Here is a 25,602-nt window from a genome sequence, read left to right on the forward strand (position 1 = left end):
TAAATCCTCCTCTCTCCCATTTATTTTCCAATAAAGATAGACTATTTTATTATTTTTATGGATTATTCTATCCTGTCGTGGCAAAAGCTACCGTATTAACTGGTCGGCTCCCAAAGCTATGATAAAATAATGAATAACAAATTGAAGGGGCAATTCTATGTTACGTCAATTCAAAATACAGCATCGATTAATTGGAACCTTCTTAGTCGTATCTATATTGCCGATCCTGTTCCTTGGCTACTACTCTTATCAATTGTATTCGGAATCCATCAATGACAAGCTGAGCAAATCAACCTTCCAGGCACTCAGCCTGGTCAATAAAAATCTGCTCGCCGAGCTGCAGAACTATCAGTTCCTATGCGGCTCGATCTCGACCAATGAATTTGTACAAGAGAATCTGTCCAAGGGTTTGAAGCAAGAGCCCATTAATGAGAAGGCAAAAGAGGATGCGATGGATGCCATATTTCGCACCATATTTCCCTCTCATGTGATCAATGTAAGCATATTTGATGCCGAGCATCGGCTTTTTTATGAGCTGGGCTTCGAGACAGTCGATAATCATTCCTTGGTACAAGCGATGCGGGACGTAGATGCGAACGCCCCTTACGACGGCCTGACCTATGTCAAGACGATGCGGTCCTATGATACCGTCGTCCTGGGCCGTAAAATTCACGCCATGGAGGACAGTACCGTTCCCATAGGCTATGCCTTTATTTTTATTAGCGGGGATCTTTTCTCGAAAAATATTTTATCAAGCGTCAATCTTGGAACCGGTTCCAAAATGATGATTATGGGGCGAGACGGAACCGTGCTATCGGCCAATGACGAAGAGACCCCTCTAGGCGGCCCTTATCTGGACCCAGAGCTTATCCGGCAGATTAAAGATCATCAGCAACAGGACATTCATTCCTTCTCATTACAAGTGAATGGTGCGGAGCAGCAGGTTTCCTATATATATAATGAACAAATTGGCTGGTACCTGATTTCCTTACTGCCCTTCTCCTACATCAATTCGGAGACGAGCAAGATCACCGTCAGTATGACGATTATCATGATCCTGATGGTTATATGCTGTATTATCATTATTTCCTTCATGAGCAGCAGCATCGTTAAGCCGATCAAGAAGATTATCAGCTTCTGTAATCAAATATCGACGGGCAATTTCTCCAGCCGCATCAAGGATGATAAGGAAGATGAGATGGCGATTCTATCTTATAAAATCAATATGATGGTGGACGAAATCGAGCATCTGATGCAGAACCAGAAATTAGACCAGAAGCGCAAGCGCGAGCTTGAGCTTCAGATGCTGCAGTCGCAGATCAATCCTCATTTCTTATTCAATACCCTGAATACGCTGCGCTGGCTCGCCATCATCAATCATGTGCCTGTACTCAGCAACGGGATCAGCTCCTTATCAGAGCTATTGCGGAGCACCATTCTGGATCGTGATGAACAGATCACCATCCGGCAGGAACTGGAGAACCTGAGCAATTACTTCGAAATCCAGAAGATCCGTTATGCGGATAGCTTCCAGGTTGAATATGATCTGGATGAGAAATTGCTGGATTGTCTGATTCCGAAGCTGATTCTCCAGCCTGTTGCGGAGAACGCAATTATCCACGGTCTGTCTGAGCATAGCAAAGCGATCGAAATCAGGATAAGCGTCCAGCAGCAAGAGGAACTCATCTGCATCGAGATCACGGACAACGGCAAAGGCTTCGATACCAGCGCAGTCCAGGAAACCGATCGAACGAGCAATAAGAAGCTGTCCGGCATCGGAATAACCAATGTGGATGAGAGAATCAAGCTCTATTACGGAGAGAGCTACGGGCTATTCATTACTAGTATTATTGGCGAAGGCACCTGCTGTAGAATAATCATTCCGGTGCAGAAGACACCTTAGATAAGGGGGTAATCTTAGTTGTATAACGTATTGCTAGTGGATGATGAACCGATTGTGAAGATTGCGCTGCGAACGATGATCGCCTGGGAAGCGCTTGGATTTCCGATTTGCGGAACCGCTTCCGACGGAGCCGAGGCGCTGGCTCTTATCGATAAATTGCAGCCTGATATCATTATCACCGATTTGAAAATGCCCAATATGGACGGGCTGCAATTGATCCGGGAATTGAACAATTTGAATTATCACGGAAAGGTGATCGTGGCCAGCAACTTTGGCGATTACGAGCTGGTACGCGAAGCCCTGCTACTCGGCGCGGTCGATTATATGCTCAAGATCAGCATCAAGACCGATGACCTGATTAACCAGCTTCATAAGACGGCCAAGCTGCTTGAGGAGCAGCAGCATTCATTAGAAGAGCAGGAAATGAGACAAATGATGCAGAGCAGCCTCAAAAGCGTGAAGAACTCGATTTTAAAAGATTATTTTACAGACACCTATTATGAACTTGAGCATTTCGTACAGGATAAGCAGATCGCCCTCCATATGACGGATACCCCCTGCTACCTGTTCTATATTACCTTTAATCTTGAGAAATCAACGGATCATAAAGAGAAATCGGATATTTCCCTCGCCTTCATCGAGAATACGATTCTGGACATCATCGAAGATGCGGCTGATATAGAACTGTTCCAAGTAGATATTAACGGCATGGTAGCGATGATCTCGAAGAGGCAATTAGAGCAGCATCATAGTGATCCGGTTAGCTTCAGCAATAAAATACGCAAGCTGATCCAGATGTATATAGCGGTGGAGCCTGTCATCGTCTATTCCCAAGAGATACATGGGTACAAGGAGGCCAGAGCTAAATACTGGAGCTGCAGAAATGCCCTGAATATCAACTTCTATGAGCATCAAGCCGTGATCTACGAACAGGATGTGGCGTTCAGACAGGAACTGAGCAACATCAATTATGTCGACTATTCCAACTCGCTGCTGCGCCATTGGCAGGAACAAGGTAAGGAGGCAATCCGGCCATTGATACAGGGCTTCATTGAGCAGTGCCAGGATCATCACATCCATCCCGAGACGGTGAGAGTGTTCATGCTTAAATGCCTCGACTATATTCCATTATGTAAAAATACGATCCGAATCACTCATGAAGAGCAGTATGACACCGAGAAGAAGGCTCTTCTGCATTGCATGGATACGGCTTCATTACTGGAGGATACGATATCCGCCTTCGATCATCTTAGCTTGGTTAACGAGGCTACCGACTTGCCAGCGATGAAGAAGGTGGTTCTGGATGTGATGGATTATGTGGAAGCCCATTACCAGGATAAGATTACACTGGAAATGATCTCGACCTACGTTAATTTCAGCGAAAACTACCTTTGCCGCGTCTTCAAGGAACAGGTGGGCATGAGCCCGATCAGTTACATCAACACTGTGCGCATGAACAAAGCCGCCGCTTTGATCTCCAACGGGCATACTTATATGAAGGAAGTGGCCGCTCTCGTCGGCATCAGCGATCAATTCTACTTCAACCGCCTGTTCAAGAAGCAATTCGGGGTCTCTCCGTCAAAATATAAAGGCCAAAAGCAACAGGTTAATTGATGGCTATCTGATATCCGAACTAAATCAGGGCTGTTCTGTCAAGTTACCTCCAACTTGTAGAACAGCCCTTCATAGGCTTCTCTATAAATTATTCCGCCGCCATCTCTGTTTGGATTTGGGCAAAGACCTGCTCCACTCGTTCCATCCACTGCTCCGTCGTCATTTTTCCTGTCATAATCTGGGTCATGTAGTCCCTGAACAACACATCCTTAATAATAATCTTCGAGCCCTTGGGCAGTGCCTTCCAATCCTGAAAAATCGCCGTCGCCCCATCATAGGCGCTGAACATTTCATATACCCCCGGGGTTAAATAAGGCTTCGATAGTTCCTGGGCTCCCTTTAGAGCAAAAGCCCCGTTAGATTTCTGTGCAAACAGCTTAACTGATTCATCGGTGTACAGAAACTTCAGGAATTCCTTGGCCAGTTCCGGGTTCTTGGCACGCACAGGGATCGAGAATTGCTCGTAGCTGGACAGAATATAGCGCTCGTCATCTTGATGGAAGACCGGTACAGGAATCATACCGAATTCGAAGCCTTCCTCCCGCGGCGAATCCTTCATCTCATTCTCCATCCAGCTGCCATTAACAATGAAGATGGCCTTGCCCAGCATCATATCTGTCTGGGATTGCGTATGGTTCAAATTCAATGTTCCGTCCATTAAATATCCTTCAACGCCGATCTTGGCGAACATATCCAATACCTTCTTCACTTCATCGGTGTGGAAGGAACCCGGCTCGTAAGCGAAGATTCGCTTAAGCTGCTCCATCCCGACGGCATTAGCCAGCGAAGGGTACATGATTTCCTCCAGATAATCTGGATAGATACCTTGGTAAGTGAACAGAGCCCTTTTTACCTTATGACCATTCTGATCGGTCAGATAGTTCTCTTCCTTCTCTAATTCCTGACCCAGAGCGAAGAATTCCTCCCAGGTCTCCGGCAGCTTCCACCCTTTCTCCCGGAACAGATTTTTGTTATAGATCAAACCCATCGGTCCCGCATTGAACGGAGCCATATAGATTTTGCCGTCCTGATAAGGCGAGAAACGGGTGCTCTCCAGCATCCCCGGCAGCACCCTATCCTTCAGCTTCATATCCTGATCGAGCGCCTTGCTCTCGAAGACATCAGTGATATCCAGTAGCCCCTTCTCTTTCACTAGCGAAGAGATCAAGCCGCTCTGCTCCGTATCCGCGACCGCCAGCAGATCCGGCGGATTGCCAGCAACCAGCTGCGGTCTGACCACATCCGCGATTCTGGGACTAATCGTCATATTCACTTTGACTCCTGGATAAGCCGCCTCGAACTTGCTGATGATTTCCTTCCAATATTCCGGGCCGTAGCCCCCCATGAATACAGCTATATTCAATTCCTTGTTCTTGAAATCAGCCGCTGGATGATCACTATCTCCATTCGGAGCAATAGAAGACGAAGGCTGCTCCGCCCCGCGGCTGGTTATTAAGTCACTGCTGATATAGACGATACCGAAGATACAGATCAAGACAATCGCGATCATGCTGACTACTTTTTTCATAACGTCGGCTCCTAATTTCCATTCTGTCCTCTCAATTCTACTATAACATTCGTCCACTCACGGTAAATGCAAAAAATAATAAATCCATGTACAAAATTATCTTTAATCTCAGGCTGCAAACCGGCGTTGTATCGCTCATGGATTCCAAGTATAGATTATCTTTGCAGATGCATGGACGATTCTCTTCACATCGCTTGAACCCATTGAAAGCATCGATCAGGATGAGCTAACTTGAATATGCCGGAGGTCATTCCGGTGTACGCTCCAAGTTTCGTAAGCGTATGCAAGCTTCGATAAGAAAGACATATACAGGAGGGTTAATCATGAAAAAGCTACTTAGCCTGGCACTGGCAGCAACACTGACTCTAAGCCTGGCAGCATGCGGCGGCAATAACAGCGGATCAGGCTCCGACTCTGCAAATGCACCTGCTGCGAACAATACTGAAGCAGCCAGCGGCTCCACGCGGACTTTAAAGGTTGCCGCTTTGGAAACCGCTTACGGTGCTGATGTATGGCAGGAAATCGCCACCGCCTATGAGAAGGTGAAACCGGAGGTCAAGATCGAGCTAACCATCGACAAAAACCTGGAGGATGTGATCGGCCCGGGCATGAAGTCCGGTGATTTCCCGGATGTCATTCACCTTGGGGTCGGCCAGCCAAAGGGCCTGACGGAGACCTTCGTCAAGGACAACAATCTCACCGATTTAACGGAAGTGCTCTATATGACCGTTCCAGGTGAAAGCGCCACCGTGCGCGAAAAGCTGATTCCAGGCTTCACCGATACAACCATCACCAACCCATATGGAGAGGGCAACACTTATCTGATGCCTATGTTCTACAGTCCTTGTGGCTTGTTCTTTAACGCTGGACTCTTCGAAGAGAAGGGCTGGACAGTACCGCAGACTTGGGATGAAATGTGGGCGCTGGGCGACAAAGCCAAAGCCGAAGGCATCGCTCTGTTCTCCTATCCGACCACTGGCTACTTCGATGCTTTCTTCTATGCGCTGCTGAACGAGGCAGGCGGTCCTGAATTCTTCACCAGAGCGATGAATTATACGGAAGGCATCTGGAAGACGGAGGAAGCAGCCAAGGCCTTTGATGTTGTCGACAAGTTGGCTAACTATACAGAAAAAACCGTTCCGGCTAATGGCAACAAGGATAACTTCGTGAAGAACCAGCAGCTGATTCTCGATAACAAGGCTCTATTCATGCCGAACGGGACCTGGGTTGTCGGCGAGATGAGCAAGGCCCCTCGCGCTGACGGGTTCAAGTGGGGCTTCACCGCATTGCCAGCTCTGACCGATGGCGGGGATCGTTACTCTTATACCTTCTTCGAACAAATCTGGGTTCCGGCCAAGGCAAAGAACGCCGATCTGGCCAAAGAATTTATCGCTTATTTGTATTCCGATGAAGCAGCGTCCATCTTCGCCAAGGTTGGCGCGGTTCAACCGATCAAGGGCATGTCGGATAAGCTGGAAGGCGATAACAAGCTGTTCTACAGCGTATATGATTCCGGTGCTAAGGCAGCTATGGGCGCATTCGCAACCACCGACCCGGTCGAAGGCGTTAGCATTTCGGATACAGTATTCGGCACCGTTGATTCATTAGTAACCAAGTCCAAGACGAAGGATCAATGGATCGAAGCCATTACGAAAGCAAGCGACTCCCTGCGCGGCGCCCTAAAAAAATAAATAAGCCCGCTAACAGCGTTTCGCCCGCAACATGTAAATAATGGTGGTCAGCCCGGCTGTCCACCGTTATTTTTACCCTAGGAAGGAGATGAACCCATGGATAACAGAAAAGGACGGGGGCGGTTCATATTTTTCTGTCTTGCACCTGCAGTCATTCTCTTTATCATCTTTCTGATTATTCCTACGATCGATGTATTCCGCATGTCTCTCTATAAATGGGGCGGCTATACGGATCATAAAACCTTTGTAGGATTGCAAAATTTCACCAAGCTGTTCCAGAGTGAGAAGTTTTACCAGACCTTTCAGAACAGCGTTCTGTTGATCGTCGTGGTGTCGATCGTTACCTTTGCCTTTGCACTTCTATTTGCCTCTATGCTGTCCCGTGAAAAATTGATCGGACAAAATTTCTTTCGGATCATCTTTTATATTCCAAATATCTTGTCCATCGTCGTCATCAGTGCGATCTTCTCTGCCATCTACGACCCGAACAACGGATTGCTGAATGCGTTCCTGAACCTCTTCCGTTCAGCCAGCTCAGACCCAATCCTCTGGCTCGGCGATCAGAAGATCGTCATCTACAGCTTATGCGGGGCCATGGTCTGGCAGGCGATCGGCTACTACATGGTGATGTATATGGCCAGTATGGCCAATATTCCCGAGAGCTTGTATGAATCGGCCGAGCTCGAAGGCGCAAGCCGCAGACATCAATTCTTCGCGATCACCATTCCGCTGATCTGGACGAATATTCGCACCACATTGACCTTTTTTATCATCAGTACGATTAATATGAGCTTCCTGTTCGTGATGGCTATGACGGGCGGCGGGCCGGACGGAGCTACCGAGGTTTTCCTGAGCTATATGTACAAGGAAGCCTACACCAACTCTTCGTATGGATACGGAATGGCGATCGGTGTCGTGGTATTTCTGTTCTCCTTCGCGCTGGCGGCGGTTCTGAACGCAGTCACCAGGCGAGAGCATTTGGAATATTAAGGAGGGGACAAAATGAATACAGATCATCAGCATAGCAGCAACAGATTCTATAAATTCATCATTTACATCCTGCTGATTGCACTTGCGATCATCATTATCGTCCCTGTCGGCTGGGCATTCCTGGCTTCGATCAAGCAGGATGCTGAATTCTATGGCAGTCCATGGGCTCTGCCGGAGGGAATACATCTACAGAACTTCACCGATGCCTGGCAGAAGGCCAAAATGGGCAGCTACATGCTCAACTCAGTCATTACTACAGCGATCGCCCTCAGCTTGCTGCTGGTCATCGCCTTGCCGGCCGCCTATGTGCTGGCCAGATATAAATTCAAAGGCAGCACCTTCTGGAACATGCTGTTCATGGCGGGCTTATTCATCAACATCAACTATATCGTCGTTCCGATCTTCCTCATGCTGAACAATGGGGACAAATCGATGCGCAGCATCCTGGGCCAGCCTATTTTCCTCAACAATCTGTTCATTCTGGCACTCGTCTATGCTGCGATGGCTCTGCCTTTTACGATTTATCTGCTATCGGGCTATTTCAAGACCCTGCCTAAGGAATATGAGGAGGCCGCTTCGGTTGACGGGGCCGGATATTTCCGCACGATGGTCCAGGTGATTATGCCGATGGCCAAGCCCAGCATCGTCACTGTCATCCTGTTCAATTTCCTCTCCTTCTGGAATGAGTACATCATCTCGATGACGCTACTCACCAAGCCGGGGCTGAGGACGCTTCCGGTCGGGCTGATGAACCTGATGGCAGCTCAGAAATCCGCTGTTCAGTACGGCCAGATGTATGCAGGTCTGGTGCTGGTGATGCTGCCGACCCTGCTGCTCTATATTCTAGTACAAAAAAAGCTGACCCAAGGCATGACGATGGGCGGGCTGAAAGGTTAGGTGCTCATGATGAACGATTCTTCGAGAACTCGGCTGCATCACTTACTCATGCTGATCGTTTTTGTGATTGCGATCGCGTTGGTGATTACCGGCCAGAAAAATATTGGAGCAACCGGGCTCGGGACGATGCTGATCGGCCTTGCCCTGCTCATCGGCTTGCTCTGGTTCTATAATCGACAATATAAATAGGAAGGAGCTTCACCATTGCTAATAAGCAAGGTCGTGTTACTATTCCAACGGATCTGGACGTGATCTCACAAACCCGGGAGATCATGGAGCGCTGGGGCGCAGATGCGATCCGGGACTGCGATGGCACCGATTTTCCAACGGAGCTGAGCCAGACCGATGCCAAAATCTATTCTACGTATTATACGACTCGCAAGGATAATGAATGGGCTCTGGCTCATCCAGATGAGATCCAGCAGATGTACCTGATGACCCCCTTCTATACAGCTACAGATACGAGGCTGACTATCCCATTGATGAAGGGCTTATATCCCGATATGCTCAAAGTCAATGAGCGTGATGATATAACGCGCTGGTGGGAAGTGATCGACCGCACGACAGGCGAGGTCGTGCCTACTGCGCAGTGGAGCTATGATCCGGCAACGGTGAGCGTTACGATCAAGGCCGTGCCGTACCATGACTATACTGTGAGCTTTCTCGCGTATATCATGTGGGACCCGGTGCATATGTATAATTCCGTCGTCAATGACTGGCAGGATGTCGAGCATCAGGTGACCTTCGATGTCAGGCAGCCTAAGACGCATCAATTCACGATGGAGCGAATCCGTAAATTTATTGCCGACCACCCTTATGTTAACGTGATAAGGTTCACAACCTTCTTCCATCAGTTTACGCTTATATTTGATGAACTGGCCCGGGAGAAGTATGTAGACTGGTACGGTTATTCAGCCTCGGTGAGCCCGTATATCCTGGAGCAATTCGAGCAGGAGGTCGGATACAAGTTCCGGCCAGAGTTTATCATCGATCAGGGTTATTTCAACAATACGTATCGAATTCCTTCGAAGGAGTTCCACGACTTCCAGGCTTTTCAGCGGCGTGAAGTCGCCAAGCTGGCCAAGGAAATCGTCGATATTGTCCATGAATGCGGCAAAGAAGCGATGATGTTCCTCGGCGATCACTGGATCGGGACCGAGCCGTTCATGGATGAATTCACCTCAATCGGTTTGGATGCGGTTGTCGGTAGTGTAGGCAATGGTTCAACCCTACGGCTGATCAGCGATATTCCCGGAGTTAAATATACAGAAGGACGTTTCCTGCCTTACTTCTTCCCGGACACCTTCCATGAAGGCGGAGATCCCGTCCGCGAAGCCAAGGTGAATTGGGTGACCGCCCGCCGGGCCATCCTGCGCAAACCGATCGACCGGATCGGCTATGGCGGGTATTTGAAGCTGGCGCTGGACTTTCCCGAGTTCGTCGATTATGTGGAGAGCGTCTGTGATGAATTCCGAACCCTGTATGACAATGTGCAAGGAACGACACCTTACTGTGTAAAAACGGTAGCTGTACTCAACTGCTGGGGTAAAATGAGAGCCTGGGGCAATCATATGGTTCACCATGCCCTCTATTACAAGCCCAACTATAGCTATGCCGGGATCATCGAAGCCCTCTCCGGGGCACCGTTCGATGTCAGATTCATCAGCTTCGATGATATTAAACAGGATGCCTCGATTCTCGAGGATATCGATGTGATCCTTAACATCGGAGATGCCGATACCGCATATACGGGGGGAGACTGGTGGCTGGACCCGGACATCATGACCGCGATCAAGCGCTTCGTCCATGAGGGCGGCGGCTTTATCGGCGTAGGCGAACCCGCGGCTCATCAGGCGAATGGACGCTATTTCCAACTGAGCTCGATCCTCGGGGTGGAGCTGGAACGAGGCTTCACGCTGGGCTACGATAAATACAATTGGACCGAGCATGATCATTTCATTACCGCTGATTGCAAGCTCGATGAACAAGGGCATAAGCGGATAGATTTTGGTGAGGGTAAGAAGAATGTGTTCGCCCTTGAAGGCACGACTGTCCTGCGCCAGATCGATAAGGAAGTACAGCTCGCCGTCCATGAGTTCGGCCAGGGCCGCGGGGTCTACATCAGCGGTCTGCCATACAGCTTCGAGAACAGCCGTCTGCTCTATCGCGCAATTGTATGGAGCGCCCATAGCGAGGATGAGCTACAGCGCTGGTTCAGCGACAACTATAATGTCGAGGTTCATGCTTACGTGAAGAATGGCAAATATTGCGTGGTCAACAATACCTATGAGCCACAGCAGACGACCGTCTACCGTGGCGACGGCACAAGCTTCGAGCTGCAGCTAGCAGCGAATGAAATCAGATGGTATGAAATCTGATAGAATCCCGCAATAAAAAAGAAACCAATCCCGGCGGACTTGGAACGTCCGCGTTGGGATTGGTTTCTTATATTTGACACCCTCTCCATAAATGAAGCGGTGGCATGGTATTACTTTATGGTTCCTTAGAACGCAGGTACTAACGCACCTTTGTAAGTATCCTCGATAAATGTCTTCACATCGTCGGAAGTCAGCGCCTTGGCCAGCTTCTGGATAGCATCGGACTCCTTGTTATCCGGGCGAGATACGAGAATATTCGTATAAGGGGAATCTTTATCCTCAATGAACAGAGCATCATTCATCGGATTCAAATCCGCTTTGAGCGCATAGTTCGTATTGATCAGAGCCAGATCCACCTCGTCCAATTGGCGCGGCAGCATAGCGGCATCCACTTCTTTAAATTTCAGGTTCTTTGGATTTTCCGTAATATCCTTAGCGGTAGCCGTAATACCTGCATCCGGGTTCAGCTTGATCAGGCCTTGCTTCTCCAGCAGGAGCAGCGCACGTCCGCCATTTGTCGCATCATTCGGGATCGCAATCGTAGCGCCATCGGCGATTTCATCCTTGGATGTATACTTGTTGGAGTAAGCGCCAAATGGTTCAACGTGTACGCCTACGACCGAGACCAGATCGAAGTTATTCTGCTCATTCTGTGCATCGAGATAAGGCTGATGTTGGAAATAGTTCGCATCCAGTTGCTTCTCATACACTTGAATATTAGGCTGCACATAATCAGAGAATTCCTTCACTTCCAGCTCAACTCCTTCTTCCTTCAGAGCTGGAGCAATATGCTTAAGAATATCTGCATGAGGCGATGTCGCCCCAACGACCAGCTTCACCGGCTTATCCGAGCTTGCCGTATTCTCAGTTCCAGCAGCATTGCTGCTTCCCGCCGTATTATTTGCCCCCTTGTCTCCGTTGCTTCCGCAAGCGGACACCACCAGCACCAATACAAGAGTTAACAGGGTAAGACTCCACTTTTTCATACAGTATGACCTCCTATTAATTAAATTTGAATAAGGATAGCAGCTTCTATATTTAGTAATTCCTTATTTCCGAGTAAAATAAATGACCAGCCGATCGCCCAGCATCTGCAGTACCTGCACCAGAATAACCATGAAAATAACCGAGACGATCATAACTTCCTTCTCATAACGGTAATAACCGTAACGGATCGCCAGGTCCCCCAGGCCTCCGCCGCCGATCATCCCCGACATCGCGGTATAGCTGACGAGAGTGACTACCGTAATCGTAACGCCCGCGATAAGTCCAGGCAGCGACTCCGGCAGCAGCACCTTGCGGATTACCTGGAAGGGCGTTGCCCCCATCGCTTGCGAAGCTTCGATCACTCCGCGATCCACTTCACGTAGCGCCGTCTCCACGAGACGGGCGAAGAATGGCGCAGCGGCGATGACAAGCGGAGGAATCGTCCCCTGTACACCGGAGGATACGCCGACGATGGCCCGGGTTAGCGGGATCAAAGCGACGATCAGAATAATGAATGGTACTGAACGAATAATATTAACGATAAATGACATTACTCTGTATACCCACTGCAATACCGCGGAATTGGACCGTGAGGAGACATACAACAGTACCCCCAACGGTAAGCCGATAACGAGAGTGAATAGCGTGGAGTACAGCATCATCTGCAATGTATCCACCGAAGCCGTTCCCATCTCGGTCCAATCAATCTTCGAGAAATCCAGACCTCCCATTATTTCACTACCTCCACATCTAGCTCACGCTGTCGTAACAGTTCAATCGTCCGCTTCACATCTTCATCCTTGCCCTCAAATGCTACTGTCAGCTTCCCGTAAGGCGTATCCTTGATTGTAGATATGGTGCCCTGCAGAATAGCAAAATTAACGCCTGTCTCCCGCACGACCTGGGACATGATCGATTCGTAGGTCTTCGTACCGAGGAACGTAATTCTCGCCAAGCGGGAGCCACTCGCCAGCGAAGCCGCCGCCAGATTGAAGCCTTCCTCCCCGCGCGCATCCCGCTCGATGAACTCCTTCGTCACCGGATGCTGCGGCTTCAGGAATACCTCCGTCACCGGTCCCTCTTCTACAATGCCGCCGGCATGAATGACAGCGACACGGTCACAGATGCTCTGGATCACATGCATCTCATGCGTGATCAGCATGATCGTCAGATTAAACCTGCGATTGATATCGAGTAGCAGCTTGAGAATGGAGTCGGTCGTCTGCGGATCGAGTGCAGAGGTCGCTTCATCACATAAGAGCACATCTGGATCACTCGCCAGCGCTCTAGCGATGCCAACCCGCTGCTTCTGACCGCCGGACAGCTGGGCCGGATATTTACTGCCATGCTCCTGCAGCCCGACCAGTTCGAGCAGATCATTCACCTTTTTCTCTATCTCCTGCTTCGGTGTATGAATCAACGTTAACGGAAAAGCGATATTATCAAATACCGTCGCCGAGGACAGCAAATTGAAATGCTGAAAGATCATGCCGATCTTCCGCCGCTTCTCCTGCAATTCCCGCTTGCCAAGCCGGGTCAGCTCTACACCACCAACCCACACCTCGCCTTCCGTCGGACGCTCCAGCAGATTAATGCAGCGGATCAAGGTGCTCTTCCCTGCCCCGGAATGACCGATTACACCGAATATTTCACCTTTGCCAACGGATAAATTAAGCCCGGATAAGGCGGTTGTTTTTTTCTTTTTGTCGCCGTAAGTCTTCGTCAGCTGTTTGAGTTCAATCAAGTCAATTGCCCCCTAAATGCAGTCATGTAATGCGGTACGCCCGCTCTTCACATCACTGTTATTCCTAGAATATCTACCAATTAATACAAGAAAAGAGCCCCTCACAGAATCAAAGGGCTCTCTTTACGTAAAGACAATGCCTTCTCATCTGCCAAAGTTGTCCGCCGGAAGCTGAACAAACTTTGAAGGAATTAGCACCATGACATTTATCTTGATCAAGGTATCATACCAAAGATTCAGATAAATCGGTTGCCGGGCTTCATCGGGCCTTTCCCTCCACCACTCTCGATAAGAAAAGTTATGAAATTATATACACGGGTTTCTGAAACTATCCTGAGTATAGTAACATTCTCACAGTTTGTCAAAGGAAATTTGACACAGTCGGCAAAAAGAGCGTCGCACGGGGGATTTATTACCCAGAAGCAATTTGCTTCCATCTTTGATTCGTGTACTCAAATACCGTCTCTAGCGTCTCGCACACCATCTGATAGCCCTGATCGAGATCACGGATATGCAGATCCAGATTTTCAAGCTCTATTTTGCCGAATAAAGCCTGATGCCGCTGCCACAGATCATCCCTCATCTCAGAGTTCATATAATGGATTTCTGTATTACGGCGGCGTCTTAGCTCCGATAGCGCTTCATGGTATTGACCCTTGATCACGGCCAGTCTCTGACCCAACTCGGCATACTTGGGCGCGGCTTGAAGCTGACGAAGCACCGTAAAGTAAGAGAAATGCGTCTTGACCTTGCCCATTTTCATATCGAACAGCTCATTAAGCACTGTACCGAGCTTGTCCAGCACAGCAAACACTCGAATGAATCCATCTTTATAGAAAAACACATACCTGGCATAGTTCTCGCGTTCCGCCGCATCCATATCTGTGACCGAATCATGGACGACCTTCCTGCGGAAGAAGCTTGAGGCGAAATAGCATTCCTCCAGCTCATCAAGCGAAGAGATCAAGCCGAGAATCCAGATTTCCAGCTTGCGGTAATCATGGGTCGGATCATGGTGAAGCTCAATTTCCTTACGGACATGGCGAACCGTCTCGTTCATCGCCTTTATCGCTTTTTCTAGTCTGTCCTCGGGTTGTCTGGGCGGCTCTCCAAGTAAGCTACGCAGCATTGTCATTCCTCATTTCCTGCAAGTGACTGGGTGTCTATGCTCTTGCTCTATTCGTGCAACCATTTATATATACAGAATAAGACTTCCAGCGTTCATTCACCAATTTCACGATATCCTCACGCGGGAATAATTCATCAGACTTCACTCTCCGGCTCGTCCTCATAGGATGCACCAGATCCGACAAGACATCCATCATGGGAGGCAGAAATTTGACTGATCTTCCCCCCTGAATTTGTAATGAACGTGGTATCGCTATTCGCCTCAAAAGGAGCGATTTCAAAATCTAACGAATCTGGGTATCGTTATTAGAGTAAATCAGGGCCTAAATAGCCGTTTTTTGCCTGAATAACGATATTTCGTTAGATTTGAGTTGATGCTGATTTCGCCGAAATAACGATATGGTGTTTCGTTACTGCTTACACATCCAGCTGCTCCCCGCCTGGCTTCTCACTTGGCTAGACGGTTAGCTGCAGCCTGCTGAGCTGCCAGGTTCTTACGCTCAGATAGCATAATACGCCGAACAGCGAGGCCAACACGACAATATGGGCAAGTGAGGTGAATAGGTAGACGTTGTAATTAGTCAAGGTAAGTGCAATCCCGGCTCCCGTGAACACCTGAATGATAATCAGGACCGTGGCGGCAATCCCCAATTTGCGAATCTCCTTATGATGCGGGTGCTTCCAATAAGCCAAATGCCCGACCAGCGCAATCAGCGCGAGCAGCAGCAAGGCTGCGATCCGGTGCATAAAGGCAATGCCCGTCCCCCCGCTCAGATCCGGGATCAGCTCATTGTTACAGAGCGGCCAGCCGCTACAGCCTCCCGCTGAATCCGTATGGCTGACATAGGCTCCTATGTATACGACGATATAAGTATAAATCGTGGCGAACCAAGTCAAATTGCGAAATCTGGCCGATACGGGATAAAGGGGGACCCCTGCCGACTGTGGTGTGGCATTCTTCTCCGCGATTTCTTCCTGCCGGACCCCTAGCGCGAGCATAATCGAACTGGCAAAAGCGACCAGCGAAAAACCGAAATGGAGCGCCATTACACCGGATGAAGTCGGGTAAATCACCGCCATCGCCCCCATGAAGGCCTGGACCATTACGAAAATAAGCGCCAGCAAAGCATAGAACTGCAAATCCTTGCGCTTCTTGCGGAACATCCAGAAGGCTACGAAGGCACCGACCGCCAGCAAGCCCGCAGCTCCGCTGATAGCCCGATGGGAATATTCAATCATCGAAGCCAGCGTATGAGCAGGGACGAACTTCCCGTGACATAGCGGCCATTCATTGCCGCAGCCCAGGCCCGACTCCGTCTTCGTCACCACACTCCCGCCCAAGGTTGCGAGAAACATAACAAAACAGGACAAGTAACTAAGCCATTTCAAATGCTTGGTCTTCAACGATTCTCACCTGCTATAACAAAGTGTTAAGAAATATTCACAATTCATACCACTTCATTATACCCGATATCCCCCATGCAATCATAGGGGAACATGACAAATTATTCAAAAAAACAAAAGCACGCCGGACTCCATCATTCTGGAGGCGGCGTGCTGTTCATCCAAGCTTTAATTGTCTTAGCCCTTCGCGGTATCCTGCAGAGCGGAATAAACATCTAACGCCTTATCCAGGAAAGCCTCGATCTCCTCACGGGATTTGCGGAGCTTATTAACAAAGCGAACCAGCTCCCTGCCTTTGGTATAAGCGATGAAGCTCGGGATTCCGAGAATATTCTGCTCCTGGCTGACATCTCCAACCTGATCCACGTCAACCTCCATCAAGGTCAGACGACCCTCATATTTCTGCTCCACCTCAGGCATGAACGGGTCGATGAATTTGCAATCTACACACCAGTCCGCTTTAAAGACGGCCACAACCAGATCGCCGGCTTGAATGCTAGTCTGGAATTCCTCTGCCGATGTAATTTTTCTCATAGCTTTTCATTCCTCTCTCATATCGTGTATTTCCCAAATCGATGTATCTCTAGTCAACCAAATTGAAGTGTGGAAGTCAAATGTTTCGAGCATACTTATAACATCAGAAATTATCGACATGATTTACTACTCCAGACCATTATTACGGTGACGAAAGTGAGGTTTACCAATGACGCAGCAGATTCCCCCTGATCCCGAGAGCACGAACAAAGACGGTCTGAAAAAATTGATCCTTCGTCTTCCAATAGTAATTGGCGAAGCTGTTAAAGACAAAGCTGCACAATGGTCGGATTCCAGCAAATTAAGGGAAGAGCGGGTCGCACTCGAGTGGAACGAAGCCACAGTTAATGCCGTTAAAACGGAAATTGAGGATTTGCTGCGCCGTAAATTCGCACATGGAGGCCTCGCGGAGACATGGACGGAGGACGAACTGCAGCTTGCCGAAGAGATTGCTAATGCTACCCGCAAGTCGGAAATCAGCAATATCACCCGCACCGAAGCCTACTGGACGATATATGAGCAATACCCTGAGCTACATTGGGCTTTCCTAGCTCATATGGTATCGCGCAATGCTGGCTGGTGGATGACCGACCTCAAGGGGAGCAGGTTGCAAAATGTACTCGATGAAGAAGAGAAAAAATCCATCTATCGTTTTTTTGAGCGCAGTAATGCGCTTATTTTCCAAGATGCCTACCCGCAGCTCCTACTATACTCCAAGAGCCGCGAAATTGGCCGAAGCTTGTTCCACCTGCTTCCTTACTTCCATGTTTCCCGCTTCATGGAGCCATTTTGGCAGAGGTTCTGGATCGACCGCAGCAGTCCGCTGCTGACCGTCGGGCTTATTATAAATGAGCAGAACTATATAGATAAACAGGTATTTCGTCATCCGCATTATCAAATATCCTTGGATGAGATCCATGAATCATTTCTGATTCAATTGCTTAGTATGAATCATATAATATTCCCGCTGCTCGAGAACAGCGGGAATATATACGGACTCAAGCAACAGGAGTCTGCAGCCAGCGGGCGAGACTGCCCTGAATCTTACGCTGCGCACCGTTTGGCCGGTCGCAGCGTCATCAACCCGGTCAGTCTGCCCGCCCGCATCGCGCTAGGCAAGAGCCTATACGCGATGCTGTTCGGGCTGCGCGCCGTGCACAGCGGCGCGCAGCGCTTCGCCGCGTGCGTGCCGCACACCGGCTCGCGCGCGGACTATTGGCCGGACCTGTTCACGGCCAATAAAGCAGAAGCTCTGACCCCTGTACGTGAGGGGTCAGAGCTTCCACAGGGCGAGACGCTGCCCGCAGGCCAGCGTCTCTATAGCCCCAAGCTGCTGGACGCTTGGGGCGATGCCCCCTATGAACCAATCCTACGCGAGGATTGGTTCAAGGACCACAGCGCGCTGGATGGCATCAGCGCGCCGCAGCCGCCATACCTGTGCGACGTCAGTCGCGAGCACAGGTATGGCGTCATGCGGTCGGCGTTCCCGGAGGGCGCCGCCGACTAAAGCCGCTCGCATTTACATCGTTCCGCCAGTGCCAGTACGCGCCGAACCGCGCTGCAAACGCATGAGCGGGCGGAACACTTTTTGCAGCGCTCGCGGATAATTCCCTAGCTCGTCCTTCCGGACCACTCGCAGCACGACCAGCAGCACCGGATAGAGCGCTACGACAGCTGTGCCGACGATACAGCAGGTCAGGAAGAAGGCGATCCGGCCAGGCATGAAGGCTTCCATGCCGATGCCGAGCTGATTCAGTCCATAACCAACTCCCGCTAACAACACGACGGTAAGCAGAAATCCGCCCCAGCGTCCTTCCATGATCGAGAACGGAACAATCAGTTTCATCGAACGCAGATTAAGCAAAGTGATCACGAGGAAGCACAACGCTGTAGCGATTATAATTCCGTAGATGCCCAGCAGCGGAGCCAGCGCATAGCTGGCCACCAGCTTGACGATGATCCCGATAATTACATGCACCATCGAGAGCGTGGCCTTGTTGATGCCCAGCAGGATCGAATTACTGGTCATCATCGTAATTTGAAAGATCGTCGCAAAAGTAAGCATAGCCACAATACCGCTGCCATCACGAGTACTGAACAGCAAGCCGTTCACGGAGTAAGCCGCTGTTCCGAGCGCGAGGATGATCGGCATGCCCGTAAGCACAGCAACCTGCATCGCCAGCGTAACTTGGCGCTTCAAATGCGCCTGATCCCCGCGAGCGAAGGCCGCGGAAATGATCGGCACCAACGACTGGCTTAGCGCAATCGCCAGGATCGGCGGTATCCCGGCGATCATTTGCGCCCGGTTGCCGAGAATCCCCAGTACATAAGTCGCCTCAACCGGACCGATCTGTCCTGACAAAAGCGGCTTCAGAATCGAATTATCGATGAAATTCACCGCCGACACCGTCATCGAGGAGACGACGATCGGGATCGATAGCTTGAAGATCTCCGCATAGATGTGGCCATAGGATATCTTGGCCTGTCCCTCCTGAACTTGCAGCTGCAGCTCCATCCGGTCCTTGCGGCGCACCTTCATATTGTAATAGAGCATGACCAGCAAGGCAGCCACCCCGCCGATAACCGCGCCGAAGGTAGCCCCGGCGGCGATTTTCTCGCCAGAATATCCCCAATGATAGAACAGGAAAGCCAGAACCAGTCCCGTCCCGACGCGGACGATTTGTTCAATCACCTGCGAGATCCCGCCGGCGATCATAATGTTGCGCCCCTGCAAGTAACCGCGGATAATCGCAATCAACGGGAACAGCAGCAAGGCAGGCGCCAGCGCCCGGATCGTCACCGCTGTCTCAGGAATCCCTGAAGCACGGGCATACGCCGGTGCAAACATATACAGCAGCACAAACATCACGATGCCGGACACAGCTGCGAACATCAGCCCGGCATGATAGATTCGTCTCGCTTCCATAGGACGGTTCAGCGCATGCCGCTCGGATACCATTTTACTTAATGTACTAGGAATCCCTGCCGTCGCAATGGTCAGCAGCATGAAATAAGCGGCATTTGCCTGGGAGTAGGAGGCGTTCCCGATATCCCCCAGAATATGCTCCAGAGGGACGCGCTGGAACAAGCCCAACACTCTGGCGATCAATGCCGCTCCGGCAAGAATTAACGTGCCTTTAATGAAAGATTCTTTCTTAGACAAAAATGATTCCTTCTTTCCAGGATTACTGCAAGAGTAATGCGCGTTAAGATAAATAGTGCGAAATAGAGCGCGGATGCGCTCTACGCTATAATCTGTGACTTATATAATCCAGATAATGAATAGAATGATCATGACGAGCTGGAGGATAATTTTCACGACAAAACTGCTGAATAAGCCTACTACAGAGCCAATTCCTACCTTAAAGGCTCTCTCGATGCTCTCCCCGCGGATCAGTTCCCCGATCATTGCGCCGAGCAGAGGACCGAGCACCAGACCAAAGGCAGGGATCACGAACGGGCCGACAATAATACCGATGGTACTAAGCCAAATCGACAGCTTGCTGCCGCCGAACTTCTTGACACCCCAGGCTCCAACCGCATAATCGGCCACCATCAGCACGACGACAATCAGCGTCTGGATGGTCCAGAACACCCAGCCAAAGGCTTCGAATGAGAAGAACCAACCATATACGAAGAAGGCAAAATAAACGGCAAGTACCCCCGGCAGCACGGGATAAACTGCCCCTGCCATCCCTACAGCAAATAAAAGGATGACCAATATCCAGCCCAGCACCGTCATTAGACGCTCACTCCTCCGTCAAAATATAATCGCGGATAATCAGCGCAATCCCATCATCATTATTGGAAGCGGTGACGACATCCGCATTTTCCTGTACTGCCATTTGCGCATTACCCATCGCAACGCCCAAACCAGCAGCCTGAATGACAGCGAGGTCATTTAAGCTGTCGCCAATCGCCACAACCTCTGACATCTGTATGCCGAGAAGCTCGCAGACATGTTGAATTCCACTCGCTTTATTAATACCAGGAGGATTGATCTCCAAATTATAAGGGGATGAGTTCGTAATCTCAAGTCCGCCGATATTTTGCAGGCTCAGCATTATCTCATGCCGGATATCATGATCTTCCGTATGATAGCCGAACTTCAGCCATTGATTCCGCTCCGGCAGCCCTGGCTCCCAATTCTTCTCATTATATTTTCCTTCCACCGCATCGGCCCAGAACCAGACATTCTTATCCCGGGACAGCCGATACATTTGTGAGACGACAGCCGGATCAAGTAATTCACGCCGATACAGCTGATAAGGAGAACGCCAGACTTCACTTCCGTTCACCGTTACCATAGGCGTCTCCAGTCCAAGCTGCTCGCCAAAGGGTACGGCCTCCGTGTACATGCGTCCTGTTGACAGGCACACATGGATTCCGGCATCCATCGCTTTGCGAATCCATTTTTCCGTCTCCGGGGAGATCTGGTGTTGGTCCGTAAGTAACGTCCCATCCATATCTAACGCTAGTAATTTATACCTCAACAGTAGTCCCCCATTCTGTAGATAATATTCTAGGCACACATATCGTCATTTTATCATAATCCTACCCGATCACCTAGCTACCACTCACAGCCGCAAAATTTACGGAGCGCAGCCAAAAAAGAGGATCTCCCCCCAAAGGGAAATCCTCCTGATCATTTTATATATCGAATACCAATTCAAATAAAAGTTCAAAAAGTCCGGTTTTCAGCACCGAGAAGGTTGGATGAAGCCGGGACTGAGGAGCGCAGCGTACGTAGTGGGTACGTGAGCACCGGAAGGCCCGGGTGAATTCAAGATTCGATGCCGAGTTAGCCTCCTGAGTTAACTACGTGATCAAAAGCGGACTCTTTGAACTACCTCTATATGACTTGGTTTAGATTGCCGCCGCGCATCTGCTGCCGCTTCGTCCAGCGGGAGATCAGCCCATGGGAAGGCGAGAACAGGAATGTCAGTACGAACAGAATTCCACATACCGTGATCATCGAGCCGGCGATCGAAGCGTCGAACAGTTTCGCCATATAGTAGCCGCCGGTAGAACTGATAGCTCCGATAATGACGCTGTATAGCAGCATCAGACCGAGACGGTCTGTCAGCAAGTACGCTGTCGCTGCGGGAACAATCAGCATCCCGACTACGAGAATAGCTCCTACGCTCTCGAATGAAGCGACCGTTGACAAGGAGACTAATCCCATCAATAGATAGTGGAACAAGGCTACCGGTATGCCCAAGGCTGCGGCAAGCGCAGGGTCGAAGGCACAAATCTTGAATTGCTTATAAAATAACGCGATCGTAATCAGCACAATGAGGAAGGTTCCTCCTAACATCCAGATAGCGACAGGACCCAGATTGTAGCCATTCCAGATCAAAGAATCCCATGGCACATAGGCTATTTCACCGAACAACACACAATCCAGATCCAGGTCAATATGCTGGGCATTTCGGCTGATCAGAATGACTCCGATCGCGAATAATGCCGTAAATACGATGCCGATCGAGGCATCCGATTGCAATCCGCTACGTTGCAGCAGCTGGATTAGCACCACTGTAATCAGCCCTAGCACCGCCGCTCCGAACAGCATCAGAACGGAGTCCCGAGAACCGCCGAGCAGAAAGGCTATGGCAATGCCGGGAAGCACCGAGTGACTGATCGCATCGCCGACCATCGCCATTTTCCGTAGAACGAGGAAGCAGCCCAATATTCCACAAGTCGCCGCTACCAAGGTTCCGGTAAGAATAATCCAGAAATCCATCATCAGTCGAGCCCTCCTTCTACAGTTCGTGAACGCTGCTGGGCCATTTCAAGCGATTGGCTCTGCTGAATCTGTTGTCTGGTGCGGGCTCTGCGCCATACCTTGGCCACCAGGCCGCGATTAGGGGCGAAGATCGCCGAGACCAAGAATAAAGAGGTCGCCGCCAATACCGTAACTGGCCCTGTAGGCAGGTTGGATAACGTACCGCTGATCAGCGTTCCGGTCACACCGGAGAAAGCGCCGATGAAGCCAGCCAGCACCACCATTACCCCAAGCGAATCTGTCCAATATCTGGCCGATACAGCCGGAGTGATCAGCAACGCCGCTACCAGTACGACACCCACTGCCTGAATGCCTACAACAACAGCTACCACCGTCATGAATAACAGAAGCTGCTCCAATAGCCCAACCTTCATTCCCATCCCTCTGGCGAAGCCGGGATCGAAGCTGACGAGCTTGAACTCTTTGAATAAAATAAAGCAAACTATAATCAAAAGCAGCGAGACAACTCCCATCATATATACGTCCGATTTCATCATGGAAGCCGCTTGCCCGAACATATATTTGTCGAGACCGCTCTGATTGCCGTTCCCGCTGTGCTGTATCTTCGTCATCAGCACAACCCCGATTCCAAAGAAAACAGATAAAATGATCCCGAGTGCCGCATCCTGTTTAATACGGGAATAGCGGGTAATCGCATGTATACCGAAGGTAGCGATCATCCCCGAGATGATCGAACCGAGCATGAATAATCCGATCGACTTCACGCCCATGAGCATAAAGGCGATACAAATTCCGGGCAATGCGGCATGGGCGAGCGCGTCCCCCATCAGGCTCTGCTTACGTAAATAAGTGAACGAGCCGATAACTCCACTGCCGATGCCGAGCAATAAAGACCCCATCAAGATCCATTGCATGTTAGGATCGGCAAACCAGCCTAGCAAAGATGACATCATGTGCGGCTCACCGCCCCAAGCGGTACATCCGCCCCTTCCGCTTCATCCGGGATATCCACCCCATCCGCTGCGTTCGTCATGCTGGACTTTCCAGCCTTTCCAGCTCTCCTGGCTGTCTTCGATCGTCTCGGCGACGATTCACCGCTTACTTCTGCCTCATCTGACCGATCGGATGCATTAGTCACATCCTGCAGCATAGCGATCCGTCCTCCGTAAGTCTTCTGCAGATTAGCAGTCGTGAACGTCTCCTCGGTCGAGCCAGCGGCGACCAGCTTGCCGTTAAGCAGCACTACTTCATCGAAATACTCTTTGACCGTCGAGAGGTCATGGTGAACGACCAGCACTGTCTTGCCTTGCTCTCTCAGCTCATGCAGCAGGCTGATGATCGCTTTCTCAGTGGTCGCATCGACCCCGGCAAACGGTTCGTCCATGAAATATAAGGTAGCATTCTGCGCCAAGGCCCGAGCCAGGAACACCCGCTGCTGCTGGCCTCCCGATAATTGGCTGATCTGCCTGCCGGCGAAATCCGCCATGCCAACCTTAGCCAAGCATTCCATTGCGATCCGGCGTTCCTTGGCCCCCGGGCGACGAAACCAGCCCAAATGTCCATATCTGCCCATCATCACCACATCCAGCGCATTGGTCGGGAAATCCCAATCGACCGATTCACGTTGCGGCACATAGCCGACTTTTTTACGACTTTCCTTATAGCTTTGACCGAAAATTTTGACCGATCCGCCCACCGTCGGAATCAGACCGAGAACGGCTTTGAGCATCGTCGATTTACCAGCACCGTTCGGGCCTAGCACACCGATCAGCTTCCCTGAAGGAATCCGAAAGGATACCGAACTTAGCACCGGCTTCTTCTGGTAGGCTACCGTTAAATTATCTACTTCAAGCGGGTATATCCCCATGATTATCGCGCTCCTTATCTCCCTGGCGTCCCTTATCGCCTACATTTTATTTCAAGGCATTTACAATCGTGCTTACGTTATGCCGCACCATTTTGATATAAGTATCCGCATCAGATCCCGGTTCCCCCAAAGAATCAGAATACAACTCCCCTCCGATTTCAACAGCATGCCCCTTCTCTTTCGCTCCGGCGATGACAGCTTCCATCGATTTCGTCGGAATACTCGATTCCACGAAGACCGCCTTGATCTTATTCTCGACCAAGTAATCACGCAGCTCGCTGACATCCTTGGAGCCATACTCGGCAGCGGTACTGATTCCTTGTAGCCCCATAACTTTGATCCCATAGGCTTCGCCAAAATATCCAAAAGCATCATGCGCCGTTACAAGCACACGACCGGCTTCGGGAATCTCGGTAATGGCCGTCCGTACTTCTTCATCCAGCTCCTCAAGCTGTTTAATATATTTATCCGCATTCGCCTTGTAGAGATCCGCATTCGCCTGATCATAGCTGACCAGCGCATCACGAATCGTCTCCGTCGCCGAGATCCAATGCTTCACATTGAACCAAATATGGGGATCGTATTGCGTTCCCCCAGCATCTTCCCCAGAGCGGAGCGCCGAGGTATCGATATCCCTGGATACGGCAACCGTCGGTTTCTTACGCTCCAGCTTCTCAAAGATCTCCGTCATTTTACCTTCCAGATGCAGACCGCCGTAGAAGATCATATCGGCTTGATCCATTCTGGTCATATCCCCTTGTGAAGCCTTGTATAAATGCGGGTCTACCCCCGGTCCCATCAGACCGATGGCCTCTACCTCATCCCCGCCAACCTCCTGAACGACATCGGTAATCATCCCGATCGTGGAGACAACTTGAATTTTGCTACCATCCTGAGCTCTGGTAAGCTGAGATGGTTCCCCTTCCACCTTCGAGCAGGCTGCAACGATGATCAATACCAGCACGCTCAGTGTAATTTTCGCCCTTTGCAAGGGGCTTTTCTTAACCCGAATTTGTTCCATAGATTATTCCTCCCCAATATACCGAGCAGCTTGCCCTAGTTTTTGCATATAAGAATAAATGTTTCTCCCTTATATATATTTTGAACTACATTAAAAATGTTTCCCTAATGCAAATTTTAAACGATAACAGGGCAAAAAGGCAAGTGGAATTTTCAATCTAGCTTCCACTT

The 25,602-nt window shown here is 50.0% G+C and carries 21 protein-coding genes, 1 pseudogene and 1 riboswitch; of the genes and pseudogenes, 8 read left to right on the forward strand and 14 right to left on the reverse strand.

Features of this window, described 5'->3' with window-relative positions; genetic code table 11:
- Nucleotides 1-157 precede the first annotated feature (157 nt).
- Nucleotides 158-1,903, forward strand: coding sequence for a sensor histidine kinase (locus BFJ94_RS14880; protein ID WP_120463369.1), 1,746 nt, complete (start codon nucleotides 158-160; stop codon nucleotides 1,901-1,903).
- An 18-nt stretch (nucleotides 1,904-1,921) separates the two neighbouring features.
- Nucleotides 1,922-3,517 carry a response regulator gene (locus BFJ94_RS14885; RefSeq protein ID WP_120463370.1) on the forward strand — a complete coding sequence of 532 codons (1,596 nt, stop codon included), beginning with the start codon at nucleotides 1,922-1,924 and terminating at the stop codon, nucleotides 3,515-3,517.
- A gap of 88 nt (nucleotides 3,518-3,605) precedes the next feature.
- Here BFJ94_RS14885 and BFJ94_RS14890 read toward each other — a convergent pair whose 3' ends face one another.
- Complete coding sequence (locus tag BFJ94_RS14890) at nucleotides 3,606-5,045, reverse strand: carbohydrate ABC transporter substrate-binding protein (protein ID WP_120463371.1); 1,440 nt, start codon at nucleotides 5,043-5,045, stop codon at nucleotides 3,606-3,608.
- A gap of 323 nt (nucleotides 5,046-5,368) precedes the next feature.
- Here BFJ94_RS14890 and BFJ94_RS14895 point away from each other — a divergent pair, with 323 nt between their 5' ends.
- The 5 genes from BFJ94_RS14895 to gnpA all read left to right on the forward strand — a co-directional run bounded on the left by BFJ94_RS14895 (nucleotide 5,369) and on the right by gnpA (nucleotide 11,001).
- On the forward strand, nucleotides 5,369-6,736 hold the full coding sequence (locus BFJ94_RS14895) for a carbohydrate ABC transporter substrate-binding protein (protein ID WP_120463372.1): 1,368 nt from the start codon (nucleotides 5,369-5,371) through the stop codon (nucleotides 6,734-6,736).
- Between the two features lie 96 nt (nucleotides 6,737-6,832).
- Nucleotides 6,833-7,726, forward strand: a complete 894-nt coding sequence (locus BFJ94_RS14900) for a carbohydrate ABC transporter permease (RefSeq protein WP_120463373.1) — start codon at nucleotides 6,833-6,835, stop codon at nucleotides 7,724-7,726.
- A gap of 12 nt (nucleotides 7,727-7,738) precedes the next feature.
- Nucleotides 7,739-8,623, forward strand: a complete 885-nt coding sequence (locus tag BFJ94_RS14905; RefSeq protein ID WP_120463374.1) for a carbohydrate ABC transporter permease — start codon at nucleotides 7,739-7,741, stop codon at nucleotides 8,621-8,623.
- Nucleotides 8,624-8,629: 6 nt separating this feature from the next.
- Nucleotides 8,630-8,812, forward strand: a complete 183-nt coding sequence (locus BFJ94_RS14910) for a DUF6903 family protein (protein WP_205571030.1) — start codon at nucleotides 8,630-8,632, stop codon at nucleotides 8,810-8,812.
- A 14-nt stretch (nucleotides 8,813-8,826) separates the two neighbouring features.
- On the forward strand, nucleotides 8,827-11,001 hold the full coding sequence (gene gnpA / locus BFJ94_RS14915) for a 1,3-beta-galactosyl-N-acetylhexosamine phosphorylase (RefSeq protein ID WP_120463375.1): 2,175 nt from the start codon (nucleotides 8,827-8,829) through the stop codon (nucleotides 10,999-11,001).
- Nucleotides 11,002-11,126: 125 nt separating this feature from the next.
- Here the strand turns inward: gnpA and BFJ94_RS14920 are convergent, their stop codons facing one another.
- The 6 genes from BFJ94_RS14920 to BFJ94_RS14945 form a co-directional block, all read right to left on the reverse strand.
- On the reverse strand, nucleotides 11,127-11,987 hold the full coding sequence (locus tag BFJ94_RS14920) for a MetQ/NlpA family ABC transporter substrate-binding protein (RefSeq protein WP_120463376.1): 861 nt from the start codon (nucleotides 11,985-11,987) through the stop codon (nucleotides 11,127-11,129).
- A 63-nt stretch (nucleotides 11,988-12,050) separates the two neighbouring features.
- Complete coding sequence (locus tag BFJ94_RS14925) at nucleotides 12,051-12,719, reverse strand: methionine ABC transporter permease (RefSeq protein WP_120463377.1); 669 nt, start codon at nucleotides 12,717-12,719, stop codon at nucleotides 12,051-12,053.
- Nucleotides 12,719-13,732: a methionine ABC transporter ATP-binding protein gene (locus BFJ94_RS14930; RefSeq protein WP_120463378.1), complete on the reverse strand. Its 1,014-nt coding sequence runs from the start codon at nucleotides 13,730-13,732 to the stop codon at nucleotides 12,719-12,721. The genes BFJ94_RS14925 and BFJ94_RS14930 overlap by 1 nt, the downstream gene beginning before the upstream one ends.
- 141 nt (nucleotides 13,733-13,873) lie before the next feature.
- Nucleotides 13,874-14,027, reverse strand: a riboswitch (SAM riboswitch).
- Nucleotides 14,028-14,144: 117 nt separating this feature from the next.
- The gene (locus BFJ94_RS14935; protein WP_120463379.1) at nucleotides 14,145-14,861 is read right to left on the reverse strand and encodes a Cthe_2314 family HEPN domain-containing protein; all 717 of its coding nucleotides are present in this window, start codon (nucleotides 14,859-14,861) and stop codon (nucleotides 14,145-14,147) included.
- Between the two features lie 455 nt (nucleotides 14,862-15,316).
- Nucleotides 15,317-16,264: a COX15/CtaA family protein gene (locus BFJ94_RS14940; protein ID WP_120463380.1), complete on the reverse strand. Its 948-nt coding sequence runs from the start codon at nucleotides 16,262-16,264 to the stop codon at nucleotides 15,317-15,319.
- 177 nt (nucleotides 16,265-16,441) lie between these two features.
- Nucleotides 16,442-16,798 (reverse strand): thioredoxin family protein, encoded by a 357-nt coding sequence (locus BFJ94_RS14945; protein ID WP_120463381.1) that lies wholly within the window; start codon nucleotides 16,796-16,798, stop codon nucleotides 16,442-16,444.
- A gap of 169 nt (nucleotides 16,799-16,967) precedes the next feature.
- On the opposite strand from BFJ94_RS14945, the gene BFJ94_RS14950 reads away from it, so the two are divergent.
- Nucleotides 16,968-18,305: a DUF2515 family protein gene (locus BFJ94_RS14950; protein ID WP_120463382.1), complete on the forward strand. Its 1,338-nt coding sequence runs from the start codon at nucleotides 16,968-16,970 to the stop codon at nucleotides 18,303-18,305.
- 12 nt (nucleotides 18,306-18,317) lie between these two features.
- Here the strand turns inward: BFJ94_RS14950 and BFJ94_RS14955 are convergent, their stop codons facing one another.
- The 7 genes and pseudogenes from BFJ94_RS14955 to BFJ94_RS14985 form a co-directional block, all read right to left on the reverse strand.
- Nucleotides 18,318-19,961 (reverse strand): putative polysaccharide biosynthesis protein, encoded by a 1,644-nt coding sequence (locus BFJ94_RS14955; RefSeq protein WP_120463383.1) that lies wholly within the window; start codon nucleotides 19,959-19,961, stop codon nucleotides 18,318-18,320.
- 99 nt (nucleotides 19,962-20,060) lie between these two features.
- Nucleotides 20,061-20,540: a DUF456 domain-containing protein gene (locus tag BFJ94_RS14960; protein ID WP_120463384.1), complete on the reverse strand. Its 480-nt coding sequence runs from the start codon at nucleotides 20,538-20,540 to the stop codon at nucleotides 20,061-20,063.
- A 7-nt stretch (nucleotides 20,541-20,547) separates the two neighbouring features.
- Nucleotides 20,548-21,291, reverse strand: a complete 744-nt coding sequence (locus BFJ94_RS14965) for a Cof-type HAD-IIB family hydrolase (protein WP_268238218.1) — start codon at nucleotides 21,289-21,291, stop codon at nucleotides 20,548-20,550.
- 359 nt (nucleotides 21,292-21,650) lie between these two features.
- Nucleotides 21,651-22,544 (reverse strand): metal ABC transporter permease, encoded by an 894-nt coding sequence (locus BFJ94_RS14970; protein WP_120463386.1) that lies wholly within the window; start codon nucleotides 22,542-22,544, stop codon nucleotides 21,651-21,653.
- Nucleotides 22,544-23,494: a metal ABC transporter permease gene (locus tag BFJ94_RS14975; protein WP_438803695.1), complete on the reverse strand. Its 951-nt coding sequence runs from the start codon at nucleotides 23,492-23,494 to the stop codon at nucleotides 22,544-22,546. Before BFJ94_RS14975 ends, BFJ94_RS14970 begins: the two co-directional genes overlap by 1 nt.
- Nucleotides 23,495-23,670: 176 nt before the next feature.
- Nucleotides 23,671-24,411, reverse strand: a pseudogene (locus tag BFJ94_RS14980) (metal ABC transporter ATP-binding protein); the annotation flags it as partial.
- Nucleotides 24,412-24,457: 46 nt separating this feature from the next.
- The gene (locus BFJ94_RS14985) at nucleotides 24,458-25,432 is read right to left on the reverse strand and encodes a metal ABC transporter solute-binding protein, Zn/Mn family (RefSeq protein WP_120463389.1); all 975 of its coding nucleotides are present in this window, start codon (nucleotides 25,430-25,432) and stop codon (nucleotides 24,458-24,460) included.
- Between the last annotated feature and the right edge of the window lie 170 nt (nucleotides 25,433-25,602).

Origin of the sequence: Paenibacillus aceti (assembly GCF_003614185.1) — a bacterium.
GTDB classification, from domain to species: Bacteria; Bacillota; Bacilli; order Paenibacillales; family Paenibacillaceae; genus Fontibacillus; species Fontibacillus aceti.

Excerpts from the sequence above, each read along its gene's own strand:
- BFJ94_RS14880 (WP_120463369.1), top strand. The coding sequence starts at position 158 with ATGTTACGTCAATTCAAAATACAGCATCGATTAATTGGAACCTTCTTA.
- BFJ94_RS14890 (WP_120463371.1), bottom strand. The coding sequence starts at position 5,045 with ATGAAAAAAGTAGTCAGCATGATCGCGATTGTCTTGATCTGTATCTTC.
- BFJ94_RS14895 (WP_120463372.1), top strand. The coding sequence starts at position 5,369 with ATGAAAAAGCTACTTAGCCTGGCACTGGCAGCAACACTGACTCTAAGC.
- BFJ94_RS14900 (WP_120463373.1), top strand. The coding sequence starts at position 6,833 with ATGGATAACAGAAAAGGACGGGGGCGGTTCATATTTTTCTGTCTTGCA.
- BFJ94_RS14905 (WP_120463374.1), top strand. The coding sequence starts at position 7,739 with ATGAATACAGATCATCAGCATAGCAGCAACAGATTCTATAAATTCATC.
- BFJ94_RS14910 (WP_205571030.1), top strand. The coding sequence starts at position 8,630 with ATGATGAACGATTCTTCGAGAACTCGGCTGCATCACTTACTCATGCTG.
- BFJ94_RS14920 (WP_120463376.1), bottom strand. The coding sequence starts at position 11,987 with ATGAAAAAGTGGAGTCTTACCCTGTTAACTCTTGTATTGGTGCTGGTG.
- BFJ94_RS14925 (WP_120463377.1), bottom strand. The coding sequence starts at position 12,719 with ATGGGAGGTCTGGATTTCTCGAAGATTGATTGGACCGAGATGGGAACG.
- BFJ94_RS14935 (WP_120463379.1), bottom strand. The coding sequence starts at position 14,861 with ATGCTGCGTAGCTTACTTGGAGAGCCGCCCAGACAACCCGAGGACAGA.
- BFJ94_RS14945 (WP_120463381.1), bottom strand. The coding sequence starts at position 16,798 with ATGAGAAAAATTACATCGGCAGAGGAATTCCAGACTAGCATTCAAGCC.
- BFJ94_RS14950 (WP_120463382.1), top strand. The coding sequence starts at position 16,968 with ATGACGCAGCAGATTCCCCCTGATCCCGAGAGCACGAACAAAGACGGT.
- BFJ94_RS14960 (WP_120463384.1), bottom strand. The coding sequence starts at position 20,540 with ATGACGGTGCTGGGCTGGATATTGGTCATCCTTTTATTTGCTGTAGGG.
- BFJ94_RS14970 (WP_120463386.1), bottom strand. The coding sequence starts at position 22,544 with ATGATGGATTTCTGGATTATTCTTACCGGAACCTTGGTAGCGGCGACT.
- BFJ94_RS14975 (WP_438803695.1), bottom strand. The coding sequence starts at position 23,494 with ATGTCATCTTTGCTAGGCTGGTTTGCCGATCCTAACATGCAATGGATC.
- BFJ94_RS14985 (WP_120463389.1), bottom strand. The coding sequence starts at position 25,432 with ATGGAACAAATTCGGGTTAAGAAAAGCCCCTTGCAAAGGGCGAAAATT.